The 18,882-nt window shown below is 70.8% G+C and carries 16 protein-coding genes and 2 pseudogenes; 7 read left to right on the plus strand and 11 right to left on the minus strand.

Translation table 11 applies throughout. The annotated features are described in order from the left end of the window. The first annotated feature begins 33 nt into the window (after nt 1-33). The 3 genes from IE325_RS38260 to IE325_RS38270 are packed head-to-tail and all read left to right on the plus strand — an operon-like array spanning nt 34 to nt 2,970. Nucleotides 34-354, plus strand: a complete 321-nt coding sequence (locus tag IE325_RS38260) for an EthD family reductase (protein WP_190074769.1) — start codon at nt 34-36, stop codon at nt 352-354. Nucleotides 355-385: 31 nt separating this feature from the next. Next, a complete protein-coding gene (locus IE325_RS38265) occupies nt 386-1,918 on the plus strand; it encodes a class I adenylate-forming enzyme family protein (RefSeq protein WP_190074770.1) in 1,533 nt (510 codons plus the stop codon). After that, on the plus strand, nt 1,915-2,970 hold the full coding sequence (locus IE325_RS38270) for an MBL fold metallo-hydrolase (protein WP_190074771.1): 1,056 nt from the start codon (nt 1,915-1,917) through the stop codon (nt 2,968-2,970). The genes IE325_RS38265 and IE325_RS38270 overlap by 4 nt, the downstream gene beginning before the upstream one ends. Nucleotides 2,971-3,034: 64 nt before the next feature. On the opposite strand, the gene IE325_RS38275 is transcribed toward IE325_RS38270, so the two are convergent. The 9 genes from IE325_RS38275 to IE325_RS38315 form a co-directional block, all read right to left on the minus strand. Then, on the minus strand, nt 3,035-3,790 hold the full coding sequence (locus IE325_RS38275; protein ID WP_190074772.1) for an SDR family NAD(P)-dependent oxidoreductase: 756 nt from the start codon (nt 3,788-3,790) through the stop codon (nt 3,035-3,037). 15 nt (nt 3,791-3,805) lie between these two features. Beyond that, the gene (locus IE325_RS38280; protein ID WP_190074773.1) at nt 3,806-4,846 is read right to left on the minus strand and encodes a phosphotransferase family protein; all 1,041 of its coding nucleotides are present in this window, start codon (nt 4,844-4,846) and stop codon (nt 3,806-3,808) included. Further along, nucleotides 4,843-6,045, minus strand: a complete 1,203-nt coding sequence (locus tag IE325_RS38285; RefSeq protein ID WP_190074774.1) for an acyl-CoA dehydrogenase family protein — start codon at nt 6,043-6,045, stop codon at nt 4,843-4,845. The genes IE325_RS38280 and IE325_RS38285 overlap by 4 nt, the downstream gene beginning before the upstream one ends. A 22-nt stretch (nt 6,046-6,067) precedes the next feature. Further along, entirely contained in the window at nt 6,068-6,877 is an 810-nt protein-coding gene (locus tag IE325_RS38290) for an SDR family NAD(P)-dependent oxidoreductase (RefSeq protein WP_190074775.1), read from the minus strand. Nucleotides 6,878-6,898: 21 nt separating this feature from the next. Further along, entirely contained in the window at nt 6,899-8,635 is a 1,737-nt protein-coding gene (locus IE325_RS38295) for an ABC transporter permease (protein ID WP_229912319.1), read from the minus strand. A 4-nt stretch (nt 8,636-8,639) separates the two neighbouring features. Further along, nucleotides 8,640-9,779, minus strand: a complete 1,140-nt coding sequence (locus IE325_RS38300; RefSeq protein ID WP_190074776.1) for an ABC transporter ATP-binding protein — start codon at nt 9,777-9,779, stop codon at nt 8,640-8,642. Between the two features lie 27 nt (nt 9,780-9,806). Beyond that, nucleotides 9,807-10,868, minus strand: coding sequence for an ABC transporter substrate-binding protein (locus IE325_RS38305; protein ID WP_190074777.1), 1,062 nt, complete (start codon nt 10,866-10,868; stop codon nt 9,807-9,809). A 259-nt stretch (nt 10,869-11,127) separates the two neighbouring features. Further along, entirely contained in the window at nt 11,128-12,195 is a 1,068-nt protein-coding gene (locus tag IE325_RS38310; protein ID WP_190074778.1) for an NADP-dependent oxidoreductase, read from the minus strand. 5 nt (nt 12,196-12,200) lie between these two features. Next, complete coding sequence (locus IE325_RS38315; RefSeq protein ID WP_190074779.1) at nt 12,201-13,577, minus strand: FAD-dependent oxidoreductase; 1,377 nt, start codon at nt 13,575-13,577, stop codon at nt 12,201-12,203. Between the two features lie 401 nt (nt 13,578-13,978). On the opposite strand from IE325_RS38315, the gene IE325_RS38320 reads away from it, so the two are divergent. After that, complete coding sequence (locus IE325_RS38320; RefSeq protein WP_229912321.1) at nt 13,979-14,749, plus strand: alpha/beta hydrolase; 771 nt, start codon at nt 13,979-13,981, stop codon at nt 14,747-14,749. A 252-nt stretch (nt 14,750-15,001) separates the two neighbouring features. Continuing rightward, nucleotides 15,002-15,097, plus strand: a pseudogene (locus IE325_RS38325) (IS5/IS1182 family transposase); the annotation flags it as partial. A gap of 57 nt (nt 15,098-15,154) precedes the next feature. On the opposite strand, the gene IE325_RS38330 reads toward IE325_RS38325, so the two are convergent. Next, entirely contained in the window at nt 15,155-16,135 is a 981-nt protein-coding gene (locus IE325_RS38330) for a winged helix-turn-helix domain-containing protein (RefSeq protein WP_190074780.1), read from the minus strand. A gap of 87 nt (nt 16,136-16,222) precedes the next feature. Here IE325_RS38330 and IE325_RS38335 point away from each other — a divergent pair, with 87 nt between their 5' ends. Beyond that, nucleotides 16,223-17,539: an MFS transporter gene (locus IE325_RS38335; protein ID WP_190074781.1), complete on the plus strand. Its 1,317-nt coding sequence runs from the start codon at nt 16,223-16,225 to the stop codon at nt 17,537-17,539. Between the two features lie 83 nt (nt 17,540-17,622). Continuing rightward, complete coding sequence (locus IE325_RS38340; protein ID WP_190074782.1) at nt 17,623-18,207, plus strand: DinB family protein; 585 nt, start codon at nt 17,623-17,625, stop codon at nt 18,205-18,207. 99 nt (nt 18,208-18,306) lie between these two features. Here IE325_RS38340 and IE325_RS47155 read toward each other — a convergent pair. Continuing rightward, a pseudogene (locus IE325_RS47155) lies at nt 18,307-18,488 on the minus strand (hypothetical protein); the annotation flags it as partial. Between the last annotated feature and the right edge of the window lie 394 nt (nt 18,489-18,882).

Genomic DNA, 18,882 nt, shown 5'->3' on the forward strand with positions numbered 1-18,882 from the left:
CGCCCGACTCGCCCCCTCGCACCGGGAGATGCCATGTACAACCTCGTTCTGCTGGCCTCGCGCCCGCCCGACTGGACCCATGAGCGCTTCATCGACTGGTGGCGGGGCGAACACGCCGAACTGACCCGTCGGCTCCCGGGGTTGCGCGCCTGGCGGCACACCGAGATCGACGCCGCCCTGGAGCCGCGCTCCGAAGGCTGGGACGGGATGTCGGTCCTCGGCTTCGACTCGGCCGAGGATCTGCGGCGGGCCCTGGACAGCCCGCAGTGGGCGGCGGCCGTCGCCCAGGTCGGCGACATGAAGGGCCGCCGGATCGCCGTCATGGGTGGCGAGCGGGAGATGTACGCGGGCTGAGGCGCACCACGAGCGAGAAGGCAGGAGCCGGATGCGACAGACAGTGCGGGAGTTCCAACAGCTCGCCGAGCGGGGCGACTTCACCGCCGTCATCGACGAACACGGCCGCCACACCGCGCGGGCGCTCCTCGACGCCGCCGTGACCCTGGCGGAGGCGATGACCCCCAACGGGACACCCGGCGGCACGGTGCTGGTACAGGCCGACAACTCCTGGCGCACCGTCGTGGCCACCCTGGCCGTGGGGATGACCGGCGGTGTGCTCGCGGTGGTCAACCGGCACACCACGGCCGTCGAGTTCGAGGCGGCCCTCGACGACATCCGCCCGGACGTCGTCGTCGCCGAGCCCGCCGCGCTGCGCGAGTGGCACGGACCGGGCCTGCCGGCCGGTGCCGAGGGGGAGGCCCTCGACGGCTGGACCGTGCTGGCCCGCCGGGGGCCGAGGGACGTCACCCGCTGGAAGGGCGGTGCCGTCATCGGCTTCACCTCCGGCTCCACGGGGCGCCCCAAGGGCGTCGTCCAGTCGGAGGCCGCCCTGCGCTACGCCTGCGCCCGCACCCGTGACATCAACGGCCTGGACACCGGCGACGCCGTCGCCGCCGTCGTCCCGCTCTCCTCCACCGCCGCGTACTGCTTCGGGGTCTGCATGTCCCTCATGCTCGGCGGGCCGCTGGTGCTGCCGGGCCGCTGGGATCCGGGCCTCGCCGTCGCGCGGATGGCCGAGCACCGGGTCCGGTGGACCATGTGCGTCCCGACGATGGCCCTCCAGATGGGCTCCGCGGCCGCGGGCTCGAAGGCCCTCGCCGGAGTCCGCTCGATCACGGTCGGCGGCGGCCCCATGGACCGGGGCGCGCTCGCCCGCGCCGAGCGCTCGCTCGGCACGCGCATCCTGCGGGTCTTCGGCATGTCCGAATGCCTCGGCCACACCTCGCCGCGCCCCGACGACCCCGAGGAGATCCGGCTCGGCCGCGACGGCCGCCCCTTCCCGGGCACCGAACTGCGGGCCGTCGGCGCCGACGGAGCCGTCCTCGGGCCTGGCGGGACCGGACGCGCGCAGGTGCGCGGCCCGTCCCTCTTCCTCGGCTACGCCCGCGCCGGCGCGGTGGAACCGCCCGCCCTCACCGCCGACGGCTTCCTGCCCACCGGGGACCTGCTCATGGGCGCCCCCGACGGCACCGTCACCATCATGGGCCGGGAGAAGGACGTCATCATCCGGGGCGGCCGCAACCTCGACATCACCGAGATCGAACGCGCCGTCGCCAGCCACCCGAAGGTGGCCAGGGCCTGTGTCGTCCCGGTCCCGGACCGCCTCCTCGGCGAACGCCCGGCCGTCCTCGTCGTCTCCGAGGACGGCATCGGCGAACTCCGCCTCGACGAGATCACCGCCCATCTGGAACGCATCGGCCTGTCCAAGGCCAAATGGCCCGAATTCGCTTTCACCGTGCCCGAGTTGCCGCAGACCAGAGTCGGCAAGCTCGACCGGGGCGGCGCCGGGGAACTCGTACGCGACCTGTACGAGCGCCGCGCCGGCGCGCACTTGGAACACCATCGACTGGGAGACCAATGACGACCCGTTTCGACCGAGGACAGTGGGCACAGGGCGGAGCCCAGACCGTGCGGCCCGGGGTGCACCGCGTACCGCTCCCGCTGCCGGAGGACGGACTGCGGGCCGTCAACGTCTATGTGCTGGAGGAGGACGACGGTCTGATCCTCATCGACGGCGGATGGTCGATCCCCGAGTCCCGCAAGGCACTTGAGGACGCGCTCGCCGGCCTCGGCCACGACCTCGCCGAGATCAGCCATGTGCTGGTCACGCACATCCACCGCGACCACTACACGCAGGCCGTGGAACTGCGCCGGCTGCTCGGCTCCCGCGTCTACCTCGGCTCCGGCGAGCGGCGCGGCCTGGAACTGCTCGACGAACTGCGCACCGACCAGCCGGTGGGGTCGCTGCGGACGTTGCGCCTGGCGGGCGCCCATGAACTGGCCGACCGTATCGAGGCGATGGACCACGGCGGCTTCGACCCGTCCGTGTGGGAGGCGCCCGACCGCTGGCTGGAGGCGGAGGAGCTGCGCTTCGCGGGCCGTACGCTGCGTGTCGTCCCGACCCCCGGCCACACCCGGGGCCATGTGGTCTACCTCGACCAGGCCCGGGGCCTGCTGTTCTCCGGGGACCATGTGCTGCCGCACATCACCCCCTCCATCGGCTTCGAGCTGGGCGACGGCCCCGGACTGCCGCTGGGCGACTACCTCGCCTCCCTGCGCCTGATGACCACACTCGCCGACGCGACGCTGCTCCCCGCGCACGGACCCGTCGGCGACAGCGTCCACGGCAGGGTCGCCGAACTGCTCGCCCACCATGACGACCGCCTCGACGAGACGCTGGCCGTGCTCGGCGCCCGCACCCTCGACGCCCACGCCGTGGCCCGGGAACTCGGCTGGACCCGGCGCAAGGTGGCGTTCGAGGACCTGAACCCCTTCAACCGGATGCTGGCGGTCAACGAGACGGCGGCCCACCTGGACGTCCTGGTGGACCGGGGCCGTGCCGAACGGTCCACGGCCGACGGCGTCCACCGCTACACGCGCCGCACCGAGGCGCACGAGCCGCTGTCCGCGTAGCCCGGCGGTCCGTGCGCGCGGCTGAGACGCCCCCTGGACCCTGCGCGTGGCTGGGGCGGCCCGCTCAGCGCGCCGTCCAGCCTCCGTCGACGTACAGCTCGGAACCCGTCATGAAGCCGGCGTCGTCCGAGGCGAGGAACGCCACGGCCGCCGCCACCTCCTCGGTCGTGCCCAGCCGGCCGAGCGGCGTGCCCTCGATCATCGCGTCCAGCCGCGGTGTGCCCCGCCACAGCTCCCGGGACAGCGGCGTCTCGATGAACCCGGGATGCAGCGAGTTCACCCGCACCCCCCGCTTCGCCCAGTGCAACGCCGCGTTCTTCGTCATCAGCCGTACCGCACCCTTGGCCGCGTGGTACGAGAACTGCGCGCCGAAGCCGCCGACCGTGCCGAAGATCGAGGCGACGTTGACGATCGAGCCGCCTCCGGAGCGCTCGATGGCCGGGCCGCCGTGCTTCATGCCGAGCCATACCCCGGTCTGCGTCACCCCGACGACCCGGTCCCAGGTCTCCCGCGTTTCGGTCTCCACGGTGTTCATCGTGGCGATCCCCGCGTTGTTGACCAGCACCGAAAGGCCGCCCAGCCGGTCGGTCACCTCGGCCACGAGCGACTCCCAGGCCGCCTCGTCCGTGACGTCCAGCCGCCGCCCCACGGCGCCGCCGGGCAGCTCCCCGGCGACCTTCCCGCACCGCTCGGCGTCGAGATCGGTCACGACGACGGTCGCGCCCTCGGCGGCCAGCCGCCGCACGATCGCCTCACCGATGCCGCCCGTGGCCCCCGTCACCAGCGCCACCCTCCGCGCGAGCCTGTCCTGCGCGACCATCGCTCACATCCCTTCTCACCGGCGCCGGACATCGACCGACAGGCCGGCGCGCACCAGTGCGGGCACGGCCGAGCCGACCCGCTCGAAGCCGGGGCCGACGGTGCTCCCGGCGAGATGGCGGGCGTGGACGCCCTCCGCGACGACCGCCAGCTTGAAGTAGCCGAGGGCCAGGTGAAAGGGGAGCGCGGAGACATCGCGGCCGGACCGGGCCGCGTACCGCTGTGTCAACTCCAGCGCGGACAGGAAGCCCGGGTTGGCGGCCGGGACATGGCCCCCGCCGAGGACCGGCTCACAGACCGGGTCCCAGTAGACGAGCAGCAGACCGAGGTCGGCGAGCGGCTCGCCGAGCGCGGCCATCTCCCAGTCGACGACCGCGGCGATCCGGCCAGGGTCCCCGGGGCACAGGATCACGTTGTCGAACCGGTAGTCCCCGTGGAGCAGCGCCGGCGAGGTGCCGTCATCCGGCACGCCGGGGAGCATGTTCTCCAACTTGCCGTGCAGCGCGTCCATTTCGGGCAGCTCGCGAGTGGCGACCCGGTCCCACTGGCCGCGCCACCGCCGCACCTGCCGTGCCAGATATCCGGCGGGGCGTCCGAACGCGCCCAGGCCGATCTCCCGCGGATCGAGCGCGTGGAGCGCGGCCAGCTGGTCGACCAGCGCCTCGGAGCACCGCCGCGCGTCGTCGACGGACAGCTCCGCCGCCCCTCGGGAGCCGCGCAGTACGTCGCCCTCGACGAAGGAGACGACCGTGAACGGCGTCCCGATCACCGTGGAGTCGGCACACGACACCACGGTCCGCGGCACCGGCACCTCGGTGCCGGCGAGCGCCGCCATGGCCCGGAACTCGCGGTCCATGTCGTGCGCGGTCGGTGTGAGCGTCCCCAGCGGCGGCCTGCGCAGCACCCACGCGCGGGTGCCGTCCGTCACGCGGTACGTCAGATTGGACCGCCCGCCGAACAGCGGACGGACGCCCAGGCCGCCGGCGTACCCCGGGACCTCGCGCTCGAAGAAGCGCCGGAGCGCGGGCAGGTCGACCCCTGCCACGGTGGCCGTCACAGCGCGCCCCCGCGCTCGCGGGCCGCACGGACCGCGCGTTTGGCGATGGCCCACCGATGGGTCTCCGACGGTCCGTCGTACACCCGGAACGGCCGCACCTCGCGGTAGAGGGCGGCGAGCGGGGCGTCCTCCGAGATGCCGAGCGCCCCGCAGATCTGGACCGCCCGGTCCACGACCCGGCCCACGGCCTCGGACACGAAGGTCTTCGCGATGGAAGTGACCTGGGCGCCCCGCCTGCCCTGGTCCAGTTCCCAGCAGGCCCGCCACAGCACGGCCCGGCCGGTCTCGATGTCGATCTCCGAGTCGGCCAACTGCTGCTGGACCATGCCGAGTTCGGACAGCGTCCCACCGAAGGCCCGGCGCTGCGAAGCCCGGTCGAGGGCGATGTCCTGGGCCCGGCGTGCCACTCCGAGCCAGCGCATGCAGTGGGTCAGCCGCGCGGGTCCGAGGCGCACCTGCGCGTACGCGAAGCCCTCGTCGACCTCGCCGAGCACCGCCTCGTCGGTCACCTCGCAGTCCTCGAAGAGGAGTTCGGCGTGCCCGGCGAACAGGGCCCGGTCGAGGGTCCCGATGTTCCGGACCACCTTCATCCCCGGATTGCCCGCCTCGATCAGGAACATGGTGGCCCCGCCCGGGTCGCCGGGCTCACCGGCGGTCCGCGCCATACAGATCGTGAACGCGGCACCGTCCGCGCCGCTGATGAACCACTTGCGGCCGTTGATGCGCCAGCCGCCCGGCACCCGGACCGCCGTCGTGGCCAGCGCCCGGGGATCGGCGCCGGCGCCGGGGGAGGGCTCGGTCATCGCGAAGCACAAGCGGGCTTCCCCGGCCGCCAGCGGTGCGAGGAACCGCGCCTTCTGCTCGTCCGTGCCGACCGCGTCGAGCAGATGCATGTTGCCCTCGTCGGGCGCGGCGCAGTTCAGGGCCAGCGGCCCCAGCAGCGCGTACCCGGCTGCCTCGAAGACGACCGCCTGCCCGCGCAGATCCAGCCCGAGCCCTCCCCACCGGGGCGCGACATGGGGTGCGAACACCCCTGCCGCACGGGCCGCCTCCTGGAGGCCGCGCCGCAGCGGCTCAGGACCGGCGTGGACGTCACCGTGGCACTCCTCCTCCACGGGCAGCACCGTCTCACGGACGAACGCGGCGGTCCGCCGGGCGATGCCGGCGACCTCCTCGTCGATGCCGAACTCGATGGCCATACGGCCCCTCTCCGAACGTCTGTCACTCACGGACCCCGCGCCACGCCAGCGCGCCGCCGTCGACGACGTATGCCGCGCCCGTGATGAACGCCGCGTCGTCGGAGGCCAGGAAGCAGGTGAGCCGTGCCACCTCGTCCGGCCGGCCCGGCCGGGGCACCAGCTGCGGCGCGGTCAGTTCCCGTTCCATGGCGTCGCGGTCGTCGGCCGCCGCGATGAAGTCCCGTGCCAGAGGCGTCTCGATGACGCCGGGACACAGGCAGTTGCAGCGCACCGGCGCCAGATCGACGGCGGTGACCTTGGTGAGATGGATGACGCCCGCCTTGGTGGTGCCGTAGACGGGGGCCCGTGCGAAGCCCGTCAGCCCGGACACCGACGCCAGGTTGACGATCGACGGGCCCCGTGTGGAGCGCCGCAGATGGGGTGCGGCGAACTTCGTGGTGAGCCAGACGGCCTTCAGGTTGACCTCGTAGACCGCGTCCCAGACTTCCTCCGGCAGGGTGTCCACCGCACGGTCCTGCGGCCGGTCCACGAAAGCCGACTCGATCACGCCGGCGTTGTTGACGAGGACATCGAGCCCGCCGAAACCCGCCACCGTCCGCGCCACCATGCTCTCGATCCGCGCCCGGTCGCGCAGGTCGCAGCCGATCGCCTCCGCCTCGGCACCGGCGGCACGCACCAGACGGGCGCTCTCCGCCGCGGACGTCTCGTTCAGGTCGGCGACCGCGACCGCCGCCGCCCCCTGGCGCGCCATCTCCACGGCGATCGCCCGTCCGATGCCCTGCCCCGCGCCCGTCACCAGACACGTCCGGCCGTCGAGCGAACCGATGCCCATCTACGCCCTCCGCCCTTGTGCTCAGAGCTTTTCGAAGATGTCGGAGCCCGCGACCGCCATGGCTACGAAGACCCCCGCCGACGTCACCAGCGTCATGACGAGCGCGATCGCCGCCACCAGCGGATAGGAGCCGTTGGACCAGTAGTCGAACAGGATCGTGCCCATCACCTGGGTGGTGGGCGCCCGCACCAGCAGCGAGGCGGTGAACTCGTGTGTGAGCAGGACGAACATCAGCGCGGCGGCGCCCGCGAGCGTCGGGCGCAGCAGCGGCAGCACGATCTCGGTGTTGGTCCGCAGCGCGCCCGCCCCGCTGGTGCGGGACGCCTCCAGGTAGGTGTCGCCGAGCGCCACCATGCCGGACAGCTGCATCCGGGTGGCGAACGGCAGCATCAGGGTCACATAGACCAGGACGATCACCGTGCGGGTGCCGTACAGGATGAACGGTTCGCGGCTGTACGTCAGCAGGAAACCGGCGCCGAAGACCACGGCCGGGATCCCGAGTGGCATCGCGACGATGAAGTCGACGGCCGCCCTGATGATCCGGAATCGGCGGCCCTTGAGCAGCAGCGAGGCGGCGACGAAACCGAGCGGCAGCGCGATGGCCACGGAGATGACCGACGTGGTCAGGCTGTTGACGATGGCGTCGGTGATCCCCGACTCCTGGAACACCCGCCGGAAGTTGCCCAGGGTGAATCCGTCCGGGTCGATCCTCCCGCTCCAGAACGCCGACAGGGATACGACCGTGAGCGCGGCCAGCGGCAGCGCGAGCGCCACCAGGGCGTACAGGACGATGCCCGCGACGGCCACCCACGAGGGTCGTCCGCCGGAGCGGAACGCCTTGCCGCCGTGGGTGACGAAACGGCTGTGGTCGCCGAGGATCACCTTCTGGAAGAGGACGACGGCGATCCCGAACAGCAGCAGCGGCGAGCCGATGGCCGCGGCCCGGCCGTAGTCGACGGGGCTCTGGGACACGGCGACGTACATGTCGGTGGTGAGGACGTCGATCCCGTTGCTGCGGCCGAGCAGCAAAGGACCCGTGAACTGGCCGAGTCCCAGCAGCAGCGCGACGAAGCCGCCGTACACCAGAGTGGGGCGCAGCAGCGGCAGGGTCACCCGGAAGAACACCCCGGCGGCCGAGGAGCCGTTGACCTGTGCCGCCTCGATCAGCTCGGCGTTGATGTTGCCGAAGCCGGCGCTGACGAACAGATACACGAAGGCGGTCAGCCCGAAGCCGGTGATGAGCACGATCCACGGCAGTGTGTAGATGTCGACCGGCCCTTCCTGGAGGTGGTTCCACCAGGGCAGTCGGCGCAGCGCCGCGTTGAGGTAGCCGGGTCGGGGCGAGAACAGGAACGCCCAGCCGGTCACCGACGCCACGGCCGGGATCACGATGGGCAGGACGGGCAGCACGCGCAGCAGCCGCAGTCGGCGGGGCAGCCGGGTCGCCGCCCAGGCCAGGAAGGTGCCGAGGACGAGCGCGATGGCCAGCGAGCCCAGCGCGAGACCGGCCGTCGTCCACAGCGTCTTCGCCATGTCCGGGTCGTCGAAGGCGGTGCTGTAGCCCCGGGTGTCGTTCTCGAACGCCAGCCGTTGCAGCCCCACCAGCGGGGCGACCACGAGATAGCCGATCCCGGCGAGGAAGAGGAGCGCGCCGAGCCGGGGCAGTTGGCGCCGCAGACGTGTCAGCGGGGCGGGGCGCGACGGGTGCGGCGGTGGGGACGCGGTGGGGGAGGGCGCGGATACGGCGGGTGCGGTCACGGCGTCACGCCCTCACCGCGGCGGGGGCGTGCGCGGCCGTCCGTACCCCGTCGGCGTCGTAGTAGAGGGCCGTGTCCTTGGCGAACCACGCGGTCACCCGCTGTCCGCGGGCCAGCTTCCGCGCCCAGGGCGCGCCGGTGAGCGGTGCACGGGCGTGCAGCCGGCTGTCCGCGATCGTGACGACCACGTCCATGTGCCGCCCGCCGAACTGGGCGTCCACCACCTCCGCGGCGAGACCGACACCCTGGGCCGGCGGCTCTTCCTCGGCCGGGCGGAGCAGGAGGTCGTCGGGGCGCAGTCGGACGGCGACCTCCGCGTGCGCACGCGGCACGGGAAGGTCACCCGTTACGGCCGCCCCGTCGGCCACCGTCCACCCCTCGCCGGCCCGCCGCAGCGCGATCCGGTTCGACATGCCGATGAAGCCGGCGACGTACTCCGTGGCCGGCTCCTCGAAGACCCGCTCAGGTGTGTCGAGTTGCTCGATCCGCCCCGCCTTCATGATCGCCAGACGGTCGCCGAGGGCCAGCGCCTCACTCTGGTCGTGGGTGACGAACACGGCCGTGAAGCCCAGCCGCGCGTGCAGTTCGTGCAGTTGGGCGCGGACCTGGTCACGCAGCCGGGCATCGAGGTTGCTCAGGGGCTCGTCGAAGAGCACCAGGTCGGGTCGGGCGGCGAGACCTCGCGCCAGGGCGACCCGTTGCTGCTGACCGCCGCTGAGCTGGGCCGGATAGCGGTCGAGGAGGGCGGCGCAGTCGACGAGCAGGGCCGCCTCCTCGATGCGCACCCGTGCCTCCTCCCGTGGCACCCGCCGGGTGCGCAGCGGATAGCCGATGTTGCGGCGCACGGTCATGTGCGGCCACAGCGCGTACGACTGGAACACCATCCCGATGTTCCGTTTGTTCGGCGGAAGATCGACCTTCTCGCGCAGGTCCAGCACGGTCCGGTCGCCCAGCGAGATGCGTCCCTCGTCGGGTGTCTCCAGACCGGCCAGACAGCGCAGGGTCGTGGTCTTCCCACAGCCGCTCGGGCCGAGGAGCACGATGAACTCGCCCGGCTCGATCTCCAGTGACAGGTTGTCCACGGCGACCGCGGGCGGCTTGCCGGCGAACCTTTTCGTCAGACCGTCGATGCGCACGTGGGACACGGAGGACTCCTTACAGAAGAGGGACTTCTACTGGAAAAGGGACTTCCACTTCTTCTGGTACGCCGCCACGGTGTCCGGGGTGAGCTTCGCCGGGTCCTGGATCCGCACCTTGTCGTTGGTGATCACGGTGCCGGGGACGTTCGGCAGCACCGAACCGGCCGACGGGGTGATCAGCTTCTGCCCTTCGGCGGTCACCATGAAGTTGGCGAAGAGCTGGCCGGCGTTGGGGTGCGGCGCGGTCTGCAGCACCATGCCGTAGTACCGGGCGCCCCAGGCGCCGTCCGGCGGCATGCGGTAGTCGACCGGGGCGCCCTTCTTCTTGGCGGGGTCGAGCGCGATCGGTGCGACGAAGCTTCCGGCGGCGATCTCACCGGACTGCAGCGCCTCGCCCATCGGCAGGGAGCTGGGATAGACGCGTGGCTTCTGGGCGGCCAGCTTCTTCACGAAGTCGGCCCCGTACGTCTCCTCCAGCCACAGGTAGAAGTCCACGATCGACGGGGCCGTCGGCTCGATGACGCCGATCTTCCCGCCGGCCAGCGCGGGATCCAGCAGGTCCGTGTAGTCGGTCAGCCCCTCGGGGTGGAGCTTGGTGTTCCAGCCGAACGTGAGCACCGCGGAGTTGGTCTCGAAGTAGTTGCCCTTATAGACGTACTTCTTGGCGTCGTAGGCGCCCTTGCCGGTCAGCTCCGGGCCGACGGGCTTGAGGAACCGCCCCGCCTTCGCCTGCGGCTCCACCCAGGACAGGCTCGCGCTGACGTACAGGTCGGCGATGCCCTTGCCGGTGTTGAACTCCGTCTCGACCTTCACCCCGAGGTCGCCGTCGACGCCCCGGACCGTCTTGACGTCGATCCCCGGGTACTTGGCCTCGAAGGCCTTGGCGAGGTTGTTGAGGGAGGTCAGATCCTGCGCCGAGTAGACGGTGATCTGTCCTTCCTTCTTCGCCGCGGCGACCAGTTCGTCCATGCTCGCCGAGGCGGGTACGACCTTGGACTGGGCGTCGGTGTCTGTGCCGCCGCCGCACCCGGCGGCCAGCAGGGTGGTGATCGACAGCAGGATGAGCACCCCGCGCCGTCGCGGATCGGATGTCATTCACGGCTCCCTTGCCTGAAGACCGCACGGCCAAGATTTCAGTGGAAATTACCAAACTGAACTAGGTTAGGCAATAGAGTGCGCAAGCCCTTGAGGGTGCTCCGTGGGAGTGGTCATGCCCGATGGGGCCAGCGTTCAAGTGCGGTGGCGGTGGCGTGCGGAGGTCTCGGACCAAGAGGGCGTCGCCGGGGAGGTTGCCGGGGCGTTGCCGGGACCCTTATCTGAACTCATTTCAGTTTGTGATTGTTCCCGGGTCGGATCAGTGGCCGACGCTCTCACGATGCGGGACGTCCTCGATCCGCACAAGCGTCTTGCCCGTGTTGTCGCCGCGCAGCAGAGCCGCCAACGCCGACGGCGCCTGCGCCAGCCCGTCGACGATGGTTTCGCGGTGGTTCACGCGGCCCTCCCGCAGCCATGAACCCATCCGCTGCCTCATCTCGGGCAGCAGATGGGCGTGGTCACTGGCACGGAAACCGCGGATCGTCAGACCCTTGGTCACCGCCAGCATGAGGTTGCCGGGACCGGGTGGCGGCGCCTGCGCGCCGTACTCCGAGATCATCCCGCAGATCGCGACACGGCCCCCTTTCCGCAGCGCCCCGAGAGCGGCCTCCAGATGGTCGCCGCCCACGTTGTCGAAGTACACGTCGATGCCGTCCGGAGCGACCTCGCGCAGGAGATCCGGCAGGGGACCGTCCCGGTAGTTGAACGCGGCGTCCACGCCGAGGTCGGTCACGAGGTGACGCACCTTGTCGTCGGAGCCGGCGCTGCCGATGACCCGGTGCCCTCTGATCTTCGCCAGTTGCGCGACCAGGCTGCCGACGGCGCCGGCCGCGGCGGAGACCCACACCACGTCCTTCTCGGCGAGGCCCGCGACATGCAGGAGGCCGGCGTACGCGGCGAGCCCGTTGGCGCCGAGCGGACCGAGGTGGGCCTGCGGTGGCGCGTCACGTACATCGAGTTTGGTGAGCGTGCCGATTCCGCCGAGTGCCGGCGTCTTCGCTTCGACGAGCGCGTAGTCGCGCCAGCCGCCGGCGTGCCACACCGAGTCACCGGGCGCGAAGCCGTCGGCGTGGGACTCGACGACCTCGCCGACGGTCATGATGCCGTCCATCGGCTCCCCCAGGGGGAAGGCCGGGAAGTACCCCGGCGGCGCCTGTTCACGAAGCCGGAGCCTGAGGGCGGCGTCGACGGACGTCCAGGTGTTCCGGACCAGTACCTCCCCCGGCCGTGGCGGCCGGACCTCGACCTCGACGACACGGAAGTCCGACGCCCGGATCTCGCCGCGGGGATAGGAGATGGGCCGAACCTCGCGGCTGGTCGTCGCCATTCGGCTCACTGCTTCTCGCGGGACTCGGCCCGGGGTGTCGCGGTCTCGGTGGCCCGGGTCGTCGCGGTCTCGGCCGCGGTGAGTCCGAACACGAGGGCCGACGCGATACCGCCGGCGTAGGCCCGGTGCCACAGGCCCCCGGTGTCCGAACCCGCCGCGAGGAGCCCGCCCACAGGTCGTCCGTCCTCGCCCAGGACGCGGGCCCGGTCGTCGATGCGGACCCCGTGGAACGGGAAGGTGATGGCCGGGACCGCCTCGACCACGTAGTACGGAGGCTGATCGAGCGGCGTCCGGTCCCGTAGCCGACGCGGCGTCGGCTGCTCGCCCGCCGTCGCCAGGGCGTTGAAGTCCTCGACGGCCGCGCGAACGGCCGGTCCTTCATAGCCCCATTCCTCGGGAAGGAGGTCCAGTTCGTCGAGAGTCCCGGCCAAGCCGACCCGTCCGCCGCGCTTGGCGGCCAGCGCGAACTTGTCCACGGCGACCGCGCCCTTCACATACGACCCGACCACCCAGTCGCGGAAGACACGGGCGTCGGCGATGAGCAGCCCTCGGCTCTCGGGCTGCTCCAGCAGCGCCATGGCCGTGAGGTGGTCGCCCAACGTCTCGTCGGTGAACCGCTCCCCGCGCAGATTGAGCAGCAGCGCGTGCTCGCTGTAGTACAGGGAGAGGTCGACGAAATCCGCCGGGTCCGTGAACGGAACGCCGCTCGGGACGAGATGCCCGTAGAAGCCGGCTCCGGCGGACCCGGTCACCGCCCCGGCCGAAACGGCCAGCCGGTAACCGCCCCCGCGGCTATGGGGGTTGGAGCGCAGCTCCATGCGGTCGGCTTGCGGATGGACGAACTCCTTCCGGAGCTCCGTGTCCCCCTGGAAGCCCCCGGTGGCCAGCAGCGTCGAGGTCGCGCGGACAGTACGGCGCGTACCGCCGCGGGTGACGAGCTCGGCCCCGGCCACGGATCCGTCCTCCAGCAGGAGCCGCTCGGTGTCGGTGCCGGTCAGAACCTCGCCTCCCGCCGCGACGACCATACGGCGGCATGCATCGACGTAGTGGTTCGTGTCGATCTGGTGCCCCTGACCGAAACCGAGGATGGGCTGAGCGCCCTTGACCTCGACTCCCGTGCTCCTGATCCAGGCGACGCCGCCCTCGAAGCGGTCCACGAGGGCGCGCTTTAGGGAGGCTTCACCGTGCGGATTGTGCCGCTCCATCACCTCGTGGCTCGGCGCGGTCCAGACGTACCCGGCGTAGCGCGCGGATCCCCCGACCTCCTCACCGATCTCGGTGACCACGACGGACAGGCCGTCGCGTACGGCCCTGGCGCCTGCGGTCAGCCCTGCCATCCCCGCCCCGATGACGAGGAGATCGACTGCCTGTTGATCCGGCATCCGTACAGCCCTTCGCATCGGCCAAAGTTGACTTCATGTCGTGCATGGGGGTGACCCGCTGCTGCGGGTGCCCGAAGCAGCTGTATCAGGGTGCATGACGGCGCGGGGGAGCGCCAGCGTTGGGAGGGTATTGAAGTGAATTCACTTTTATCACGCTGTGTGCGGCGGGGGGTGAGACTAGATACCGGGATCACGGCGCTGTTCCGCGTCCATGCCGGGGGCGACCAGTTCGTAGGTGGGTGTCGGTGTTGCTCATCAGCGGCCTGGAGCCGAATGATCGCCGGCTGGGTACCATCGACAGGTCGTAAGGGCCGAAGAGGAGGTGGGCGGCCCGGAAGGCGCCGGTGATGCCGTGCCGGTCGCGCAGGCGCAGTAGCGTCAAACCTGAGGAGGCCGACGAATTGGCTGCCGTGGTGCTCGTTCACGGCCTGTATCACCGTCCCGAGCACTTCGCCGTGGTGGCAGAGAGTTTGAGGACCGCAGGAACCGAGGTTGTCGTTCCCGAGCTCCACCGGGGCTCGTTGCCCGCTGACACAGCCGTGGTCCAGGCTGCCATCGACTCGCTCCAGGAGCCTCCGATCGTGCTCGGTCACTCCTACGGCGGATCGGTGATCACCGGCCTACGCGGGGCGGGGCACTTGGTCTACCTGGCGGCCTTCGTGCCGGATGTCGGCGAGAGCGCGGCCAGTCTGGGTGGGGCGTCCCCACAGCTCAAAGACGCGATCACCCCTGAGCCCGACGGCTCGACCAGCCTGCACCCCGACCGCGCTGTCGACACCCTCTATGGCGACTGTCCTGAACCTCTCGCCGCCCGGGCGGTCGACCTACTGCGTACGCAAGCACCCGGCTGCGGGAGAGGAGTCCCAGAGCGCCAAAGCTGGAAGCACACTCCCTCTACCTACGTCGTCTGTGGACAGGACCAGGCCGTCGACCCCGGCCTGCAGCGGAAGATGGCCTCGCGCTGCACCGACGTACACGAATGGCAGACCGGCCACTCCCCGTTCGTAGGACAGCCCCATCTCATCGTTGAACTCCTGCGGCAACTGCCCTGGTCGTCCGAGCCGGGAACCGACGACGGTACCTCGACGACGAAGAACAGGAAGCAGGGTTTGGTCGAAAGGTCGCCGAAGCCGTCGGGGAACAGTCCGTTGAACGTCCAGTCGAAGCCGTAGCTGGTGGTGGCAGAGCAGTCAGACCGAGGATCCTGGAACGTAGGCCACGAAGGGGTGGTCCACCGATCCGATCAACCGCAGAGCCTGCTCACCCGGCTGGTGGAGGTGGTCCGGTGCCCGCGTCCACTACGACGAGAGCTGTCTGCCCGATGTGCGGCTGGCTCCACCCGAATTGTCAGCGGGCGCCATCTGCCCCGCGCCGAGAAGCAGCTCCAGCACCGTGTCACCGGCTGACGAGATGAGCCAGGGTTCCTGATCCACGCCGTACCGCCCAGCCACGGCAGGCGCGGACGATCCCGTCAACGCCCCGACGTCCTCTACGCCGATCGCGGCTACGACCACAACGTCTGCGTAATCATCTGCCGGCGGTGCCTCAAAAACAGTGCTGATCTGAGCCCTCAGCCCTCAGCCCGAACCGGCGACCAGCGCCTCGCCGAGCGGGGTGCGCCGGTAGAGCACCGACCGTCCGGACCGGGCGCGGACGAGCAGCCCCGCGTCTCGCAGGATGGCGAGGTGGTCCCCGACCGCGCCGGGTGCCATGGCGAGGCTACGGGCGAGGTGGCTGGTACTGGCCGGGGCGTCCAGCGCCAGCAGCAGCCGGGCTCGGGCCCTGCCGACCAGAGCGGTCAGCGCGTCCGGTTGGGGGACGGTCTCCTGTTCGCCCCACAGGGCGGCGGTGCCGCGGGCGCGATAGACCAAGGTCCTGGGCCAGGGGTCTTCCAGGTGGGCGGCGATGTTCGCGACGAAGACCGAGGGGATCAGCAAGAGTCCGTCGCCGGCGAGTCGGACTGTTCCGACTTCGGGGAAGTGGCCGATCTCGATGCCGCCGGCGCGCCAGGCGATGCTCGGGTGCAGGCTCTCGATGGTCGTGGCCCATCCGTGTTCGCCGATCACACCCACCCGGTGCACGACATCGCGCTCGCAGATCGCGCGCAGTTGCGGCCAGTCCGTGGCGAGCAGTTCGTGCCACGCCTGGTCCATCGCCTCGGCGATCCTGGGGACGGCGTCCGTGGAGTCCAGCACCGTGCGTGCGCGGGGATCATGGGCGGACGGGCCGGTCGCGGTGGTAGCGATTTCGTGGCGGGCCGCTTCCAGCGGTGTGGCCCGGATCATGGCCAGGTCGTCCGCCCAGGTCTGGGTGAGGCCGCGCGGGGGAGGAGCGACGAAGTTCGGTCCGGATCGCGGGGTGTGCAGGGCGAGGGCGGCGTCCAGTTCGGTCTCGCGGCGAAGCCGTTCGAACGCCGGCAGGAGCCGGGTGGCCCAGGCTCGCGACAGCGGTCGGTGCTGGCCGGCGAGGGAGCGAAGCAGCAAGCAGAGGTCCATCGCGGGCGAGAGCGCGAAGCGGCTGCGCAGCAGGTCCTCGACGGAGACTTCGAAGCGCAGCACCCTGCGATGCTACCGCCGGAGGTCTGCTTCGATTCGTCCAGCGACGAATCATTGGTGGGTGGCGTGGGCGTACGGCGAGGCTGCGTCATGATCCCAACCGCCGAACCCGCGCAGGGCAACCACCGTGCCACCTACCGGGAGGTGCTAGCCGAGCCGCGTTTCCGGCTGCTCTTCTCGACCCGCGCCGTCGCGATCACTGCGGGCTCGCTTCGGATCACCACGTTCTCGGTGCTGGTCTTCGCGGCCACCGGCTCCGCGCTGCTGAGCGCACTGGCCTTCGGCATCGGCTTTCTCCCGCAGTTGTTCGGCTCGCTGCTGCTGGGCTCACTGGCCGACCAACTGCCGCCCCGCGCGCTCATCGCCGGCGGCTACGCCTTGGAGTGTGCCGCCGCCCTGCTGCTCGCCCTGGTGCGGATGCCGATCGCGGCAAGCCTCGGTGTCGTGGCGCTGGTCGCCCTGGCCACACCGGTGTTCGGCGGCGCGTCGAGTCGGCTGGTCGCGCAGTGGCTGAAGGGGGACGCCTATGTACTGGGCCGTTCACTGAACAACATCGCCTCCTCCGGCGCGCAATTGTTCGGTCTGGCGCTGGGAGGCGCGGTCGTCGCGGTGCTCGGCCCGCACCGGGCGCTCGCGGTGAGCGCCGCCCTCTACCTCGGCTGCGCGCTCGCCATCCGTATCCGGCTGCCCCGGCTGGAGCCGGGAGAGTTCGGCGGCACACCGGGCGGCGCTCAGGGCGGTGGCTGGGCCGTCCGGGCCAGCCTGCATGGTGCCGGCCTGCTGCTGCGCGGACACACGGTACGACGACTGATGCTGGCCCAGTGGCTACCGCCCGCGTTCGTGGCGGGCGCGGAAGGTCTGATCGTCGCCTACGCGGGAGGACGCCACTTCGCGCCCGGCTGGTACGCGGTGCTGATGGGCTGTCTGCCGGTCGGCATGCTTGTCGGTGACCTGCTGGTGGGTCGACTGCTACGGCCACGCACCCGGGAGCGACTGGTAGTCCCGTTGATCGCGCTGACGGGACTGCCGCTGCTCGGCTTCGCCACCGAGCCCGGAGTGGGCGTCTCGTCCTGTCTGCTGCTGCTCTGCGGCTTCGGATTGGCCTACGGTCTCGGCCTGCAACGGCCGTTTCTGGACGCCCTGCCGCGGGACGGCCAGGGCCAGGCCTTCGGTCTGCTCGGCTCCGGCAGCATGACGCTGCAGGGCGTCGGCCCGGCCTGCTTCGGCTCGCTCGCCGCAGGCATCGGAACAGGCGGCGCAATCGCCCTGGCAGGCGGCGCGGCGGTGCTTACCGCCGGCTGGATTCTCACCTGGCACCCACCCACCTCCCCGGTCCCCGCCCCGAACCACTCGACAGGATCAGAGAACGGCACCGAACAGCACGCGTGCAGTTCTCCCGCGCAGTAGCCGTCGAAGGTCGCTCCGCCAGCCGTTGCGGACCACGTACGGGATCTTGAAACCACGAACAGGCCATGGAAGGTTCATGCCGCATGATCGATGAATTCGCGAAGGACAGCCTGCACAGGAGACTGCGGCGGGACCGCGAGGCGCTGCTCTGGAAACTCGACGGCCTGTCTGAATACGACGCCCGTCGACCTTTGACAGCGACCGGGACCAACCTCCTCGGCCTGGTCAAACACGTGGCCACCGTCGAGGCCAGGTACTTCGGCGAGGTCTTCGACCGCCCATCCCCTGAACCGCTGCCCCGGTGGCAGGACCACGACGGCAGCGACCAGTGGGCGACCGAGGACGAGACCCGCGATCAGATCATCGGGTTCTACCGGCGCACATGGGAACACTCGGACGCGACGATCAACGAACTTCCCCTCGAGGCCCCCGGCCACGTGCCGTGGTGGCCAGAGCCCTCTCCCAACACGAACCTGTTCGCCATCATCGTCCACGTCCTCGGCGAGACCATCCGGCACGCCGGGCACGCCGACATCCTGCGCGAGGGCATCGACGGCCGGACCGGGGTGCGCGCCGAGTACGAGCAGCAGATCGACGAGGAAGCCCGTGCGGCCTACTGCGCGAAGATCGAGCAGGCCGCCAGATCGGCCGCACCAATCAAGACCTAGTCGGGCGTATTGGGCAGTCTGGCATCAGCTCCCCTACCGGCACTTGCGATTTCCGAGCACCCGGCCACCTGATATGCCCGCGTCACCCGATGGGGGCGTTCAGTCCGCGCCTTCGTCGTCCTCGTCCAGCTCGAGTGCGTCCGCTTCGCTCAGGGGGAGCAGGGCGCCGACGGCCGGGGTCGAGGCGGTGAAGCTGTAGCGGCTGAGCAGGTTCAGGTTGCGGTGCTTGAGAGGGAGAGCCGGGTGATGTCCTCCTCGCGGATCGCGTGGCCCGCGGCCTGGCATCCGGACGTGGATGGCGGCATACAGTTCCTCAGCCGCCTGCGCCAGTCCGAAGTGTTCCCGCAGGTCGTGCAAGAACTGATCCCGAGGCCCGGCTTCCGACCTGTCTGCGGCGGTCAGGCGACGCGGTGCCTCGTCTGCGTGTTCGTGCTCGTCGGCGAATTCCGTGGCCCGCTCAGGGAATGCGGGCCGCCGGTCGACGGGAGTGTCATCGAGATCAAGCAGTGCCAACCGCTGCACAGGCGGCATCCACCCCCACACGCACAGTCTGCCCGGTCCAGCCCCGTGCGCTCGCCGACATGGGCCCAATCCTCGTTGTCGGAGCATGGCACGGAGATCGCCAAGTGGGGCCAATTTCATGCTGGCGAATTCCAGTGAGCGTCGCAACACTGG

The organism is Streptomyces lanatus (assembly GCF_014655715.1).
GTDB classification, from domain to species: domain Bacteria; phylum Actinomycetota; class Actinomycetes; order Streptomycetales; family Streptomycetaceae; genus Streptomyces; species Streptomyces lanatus.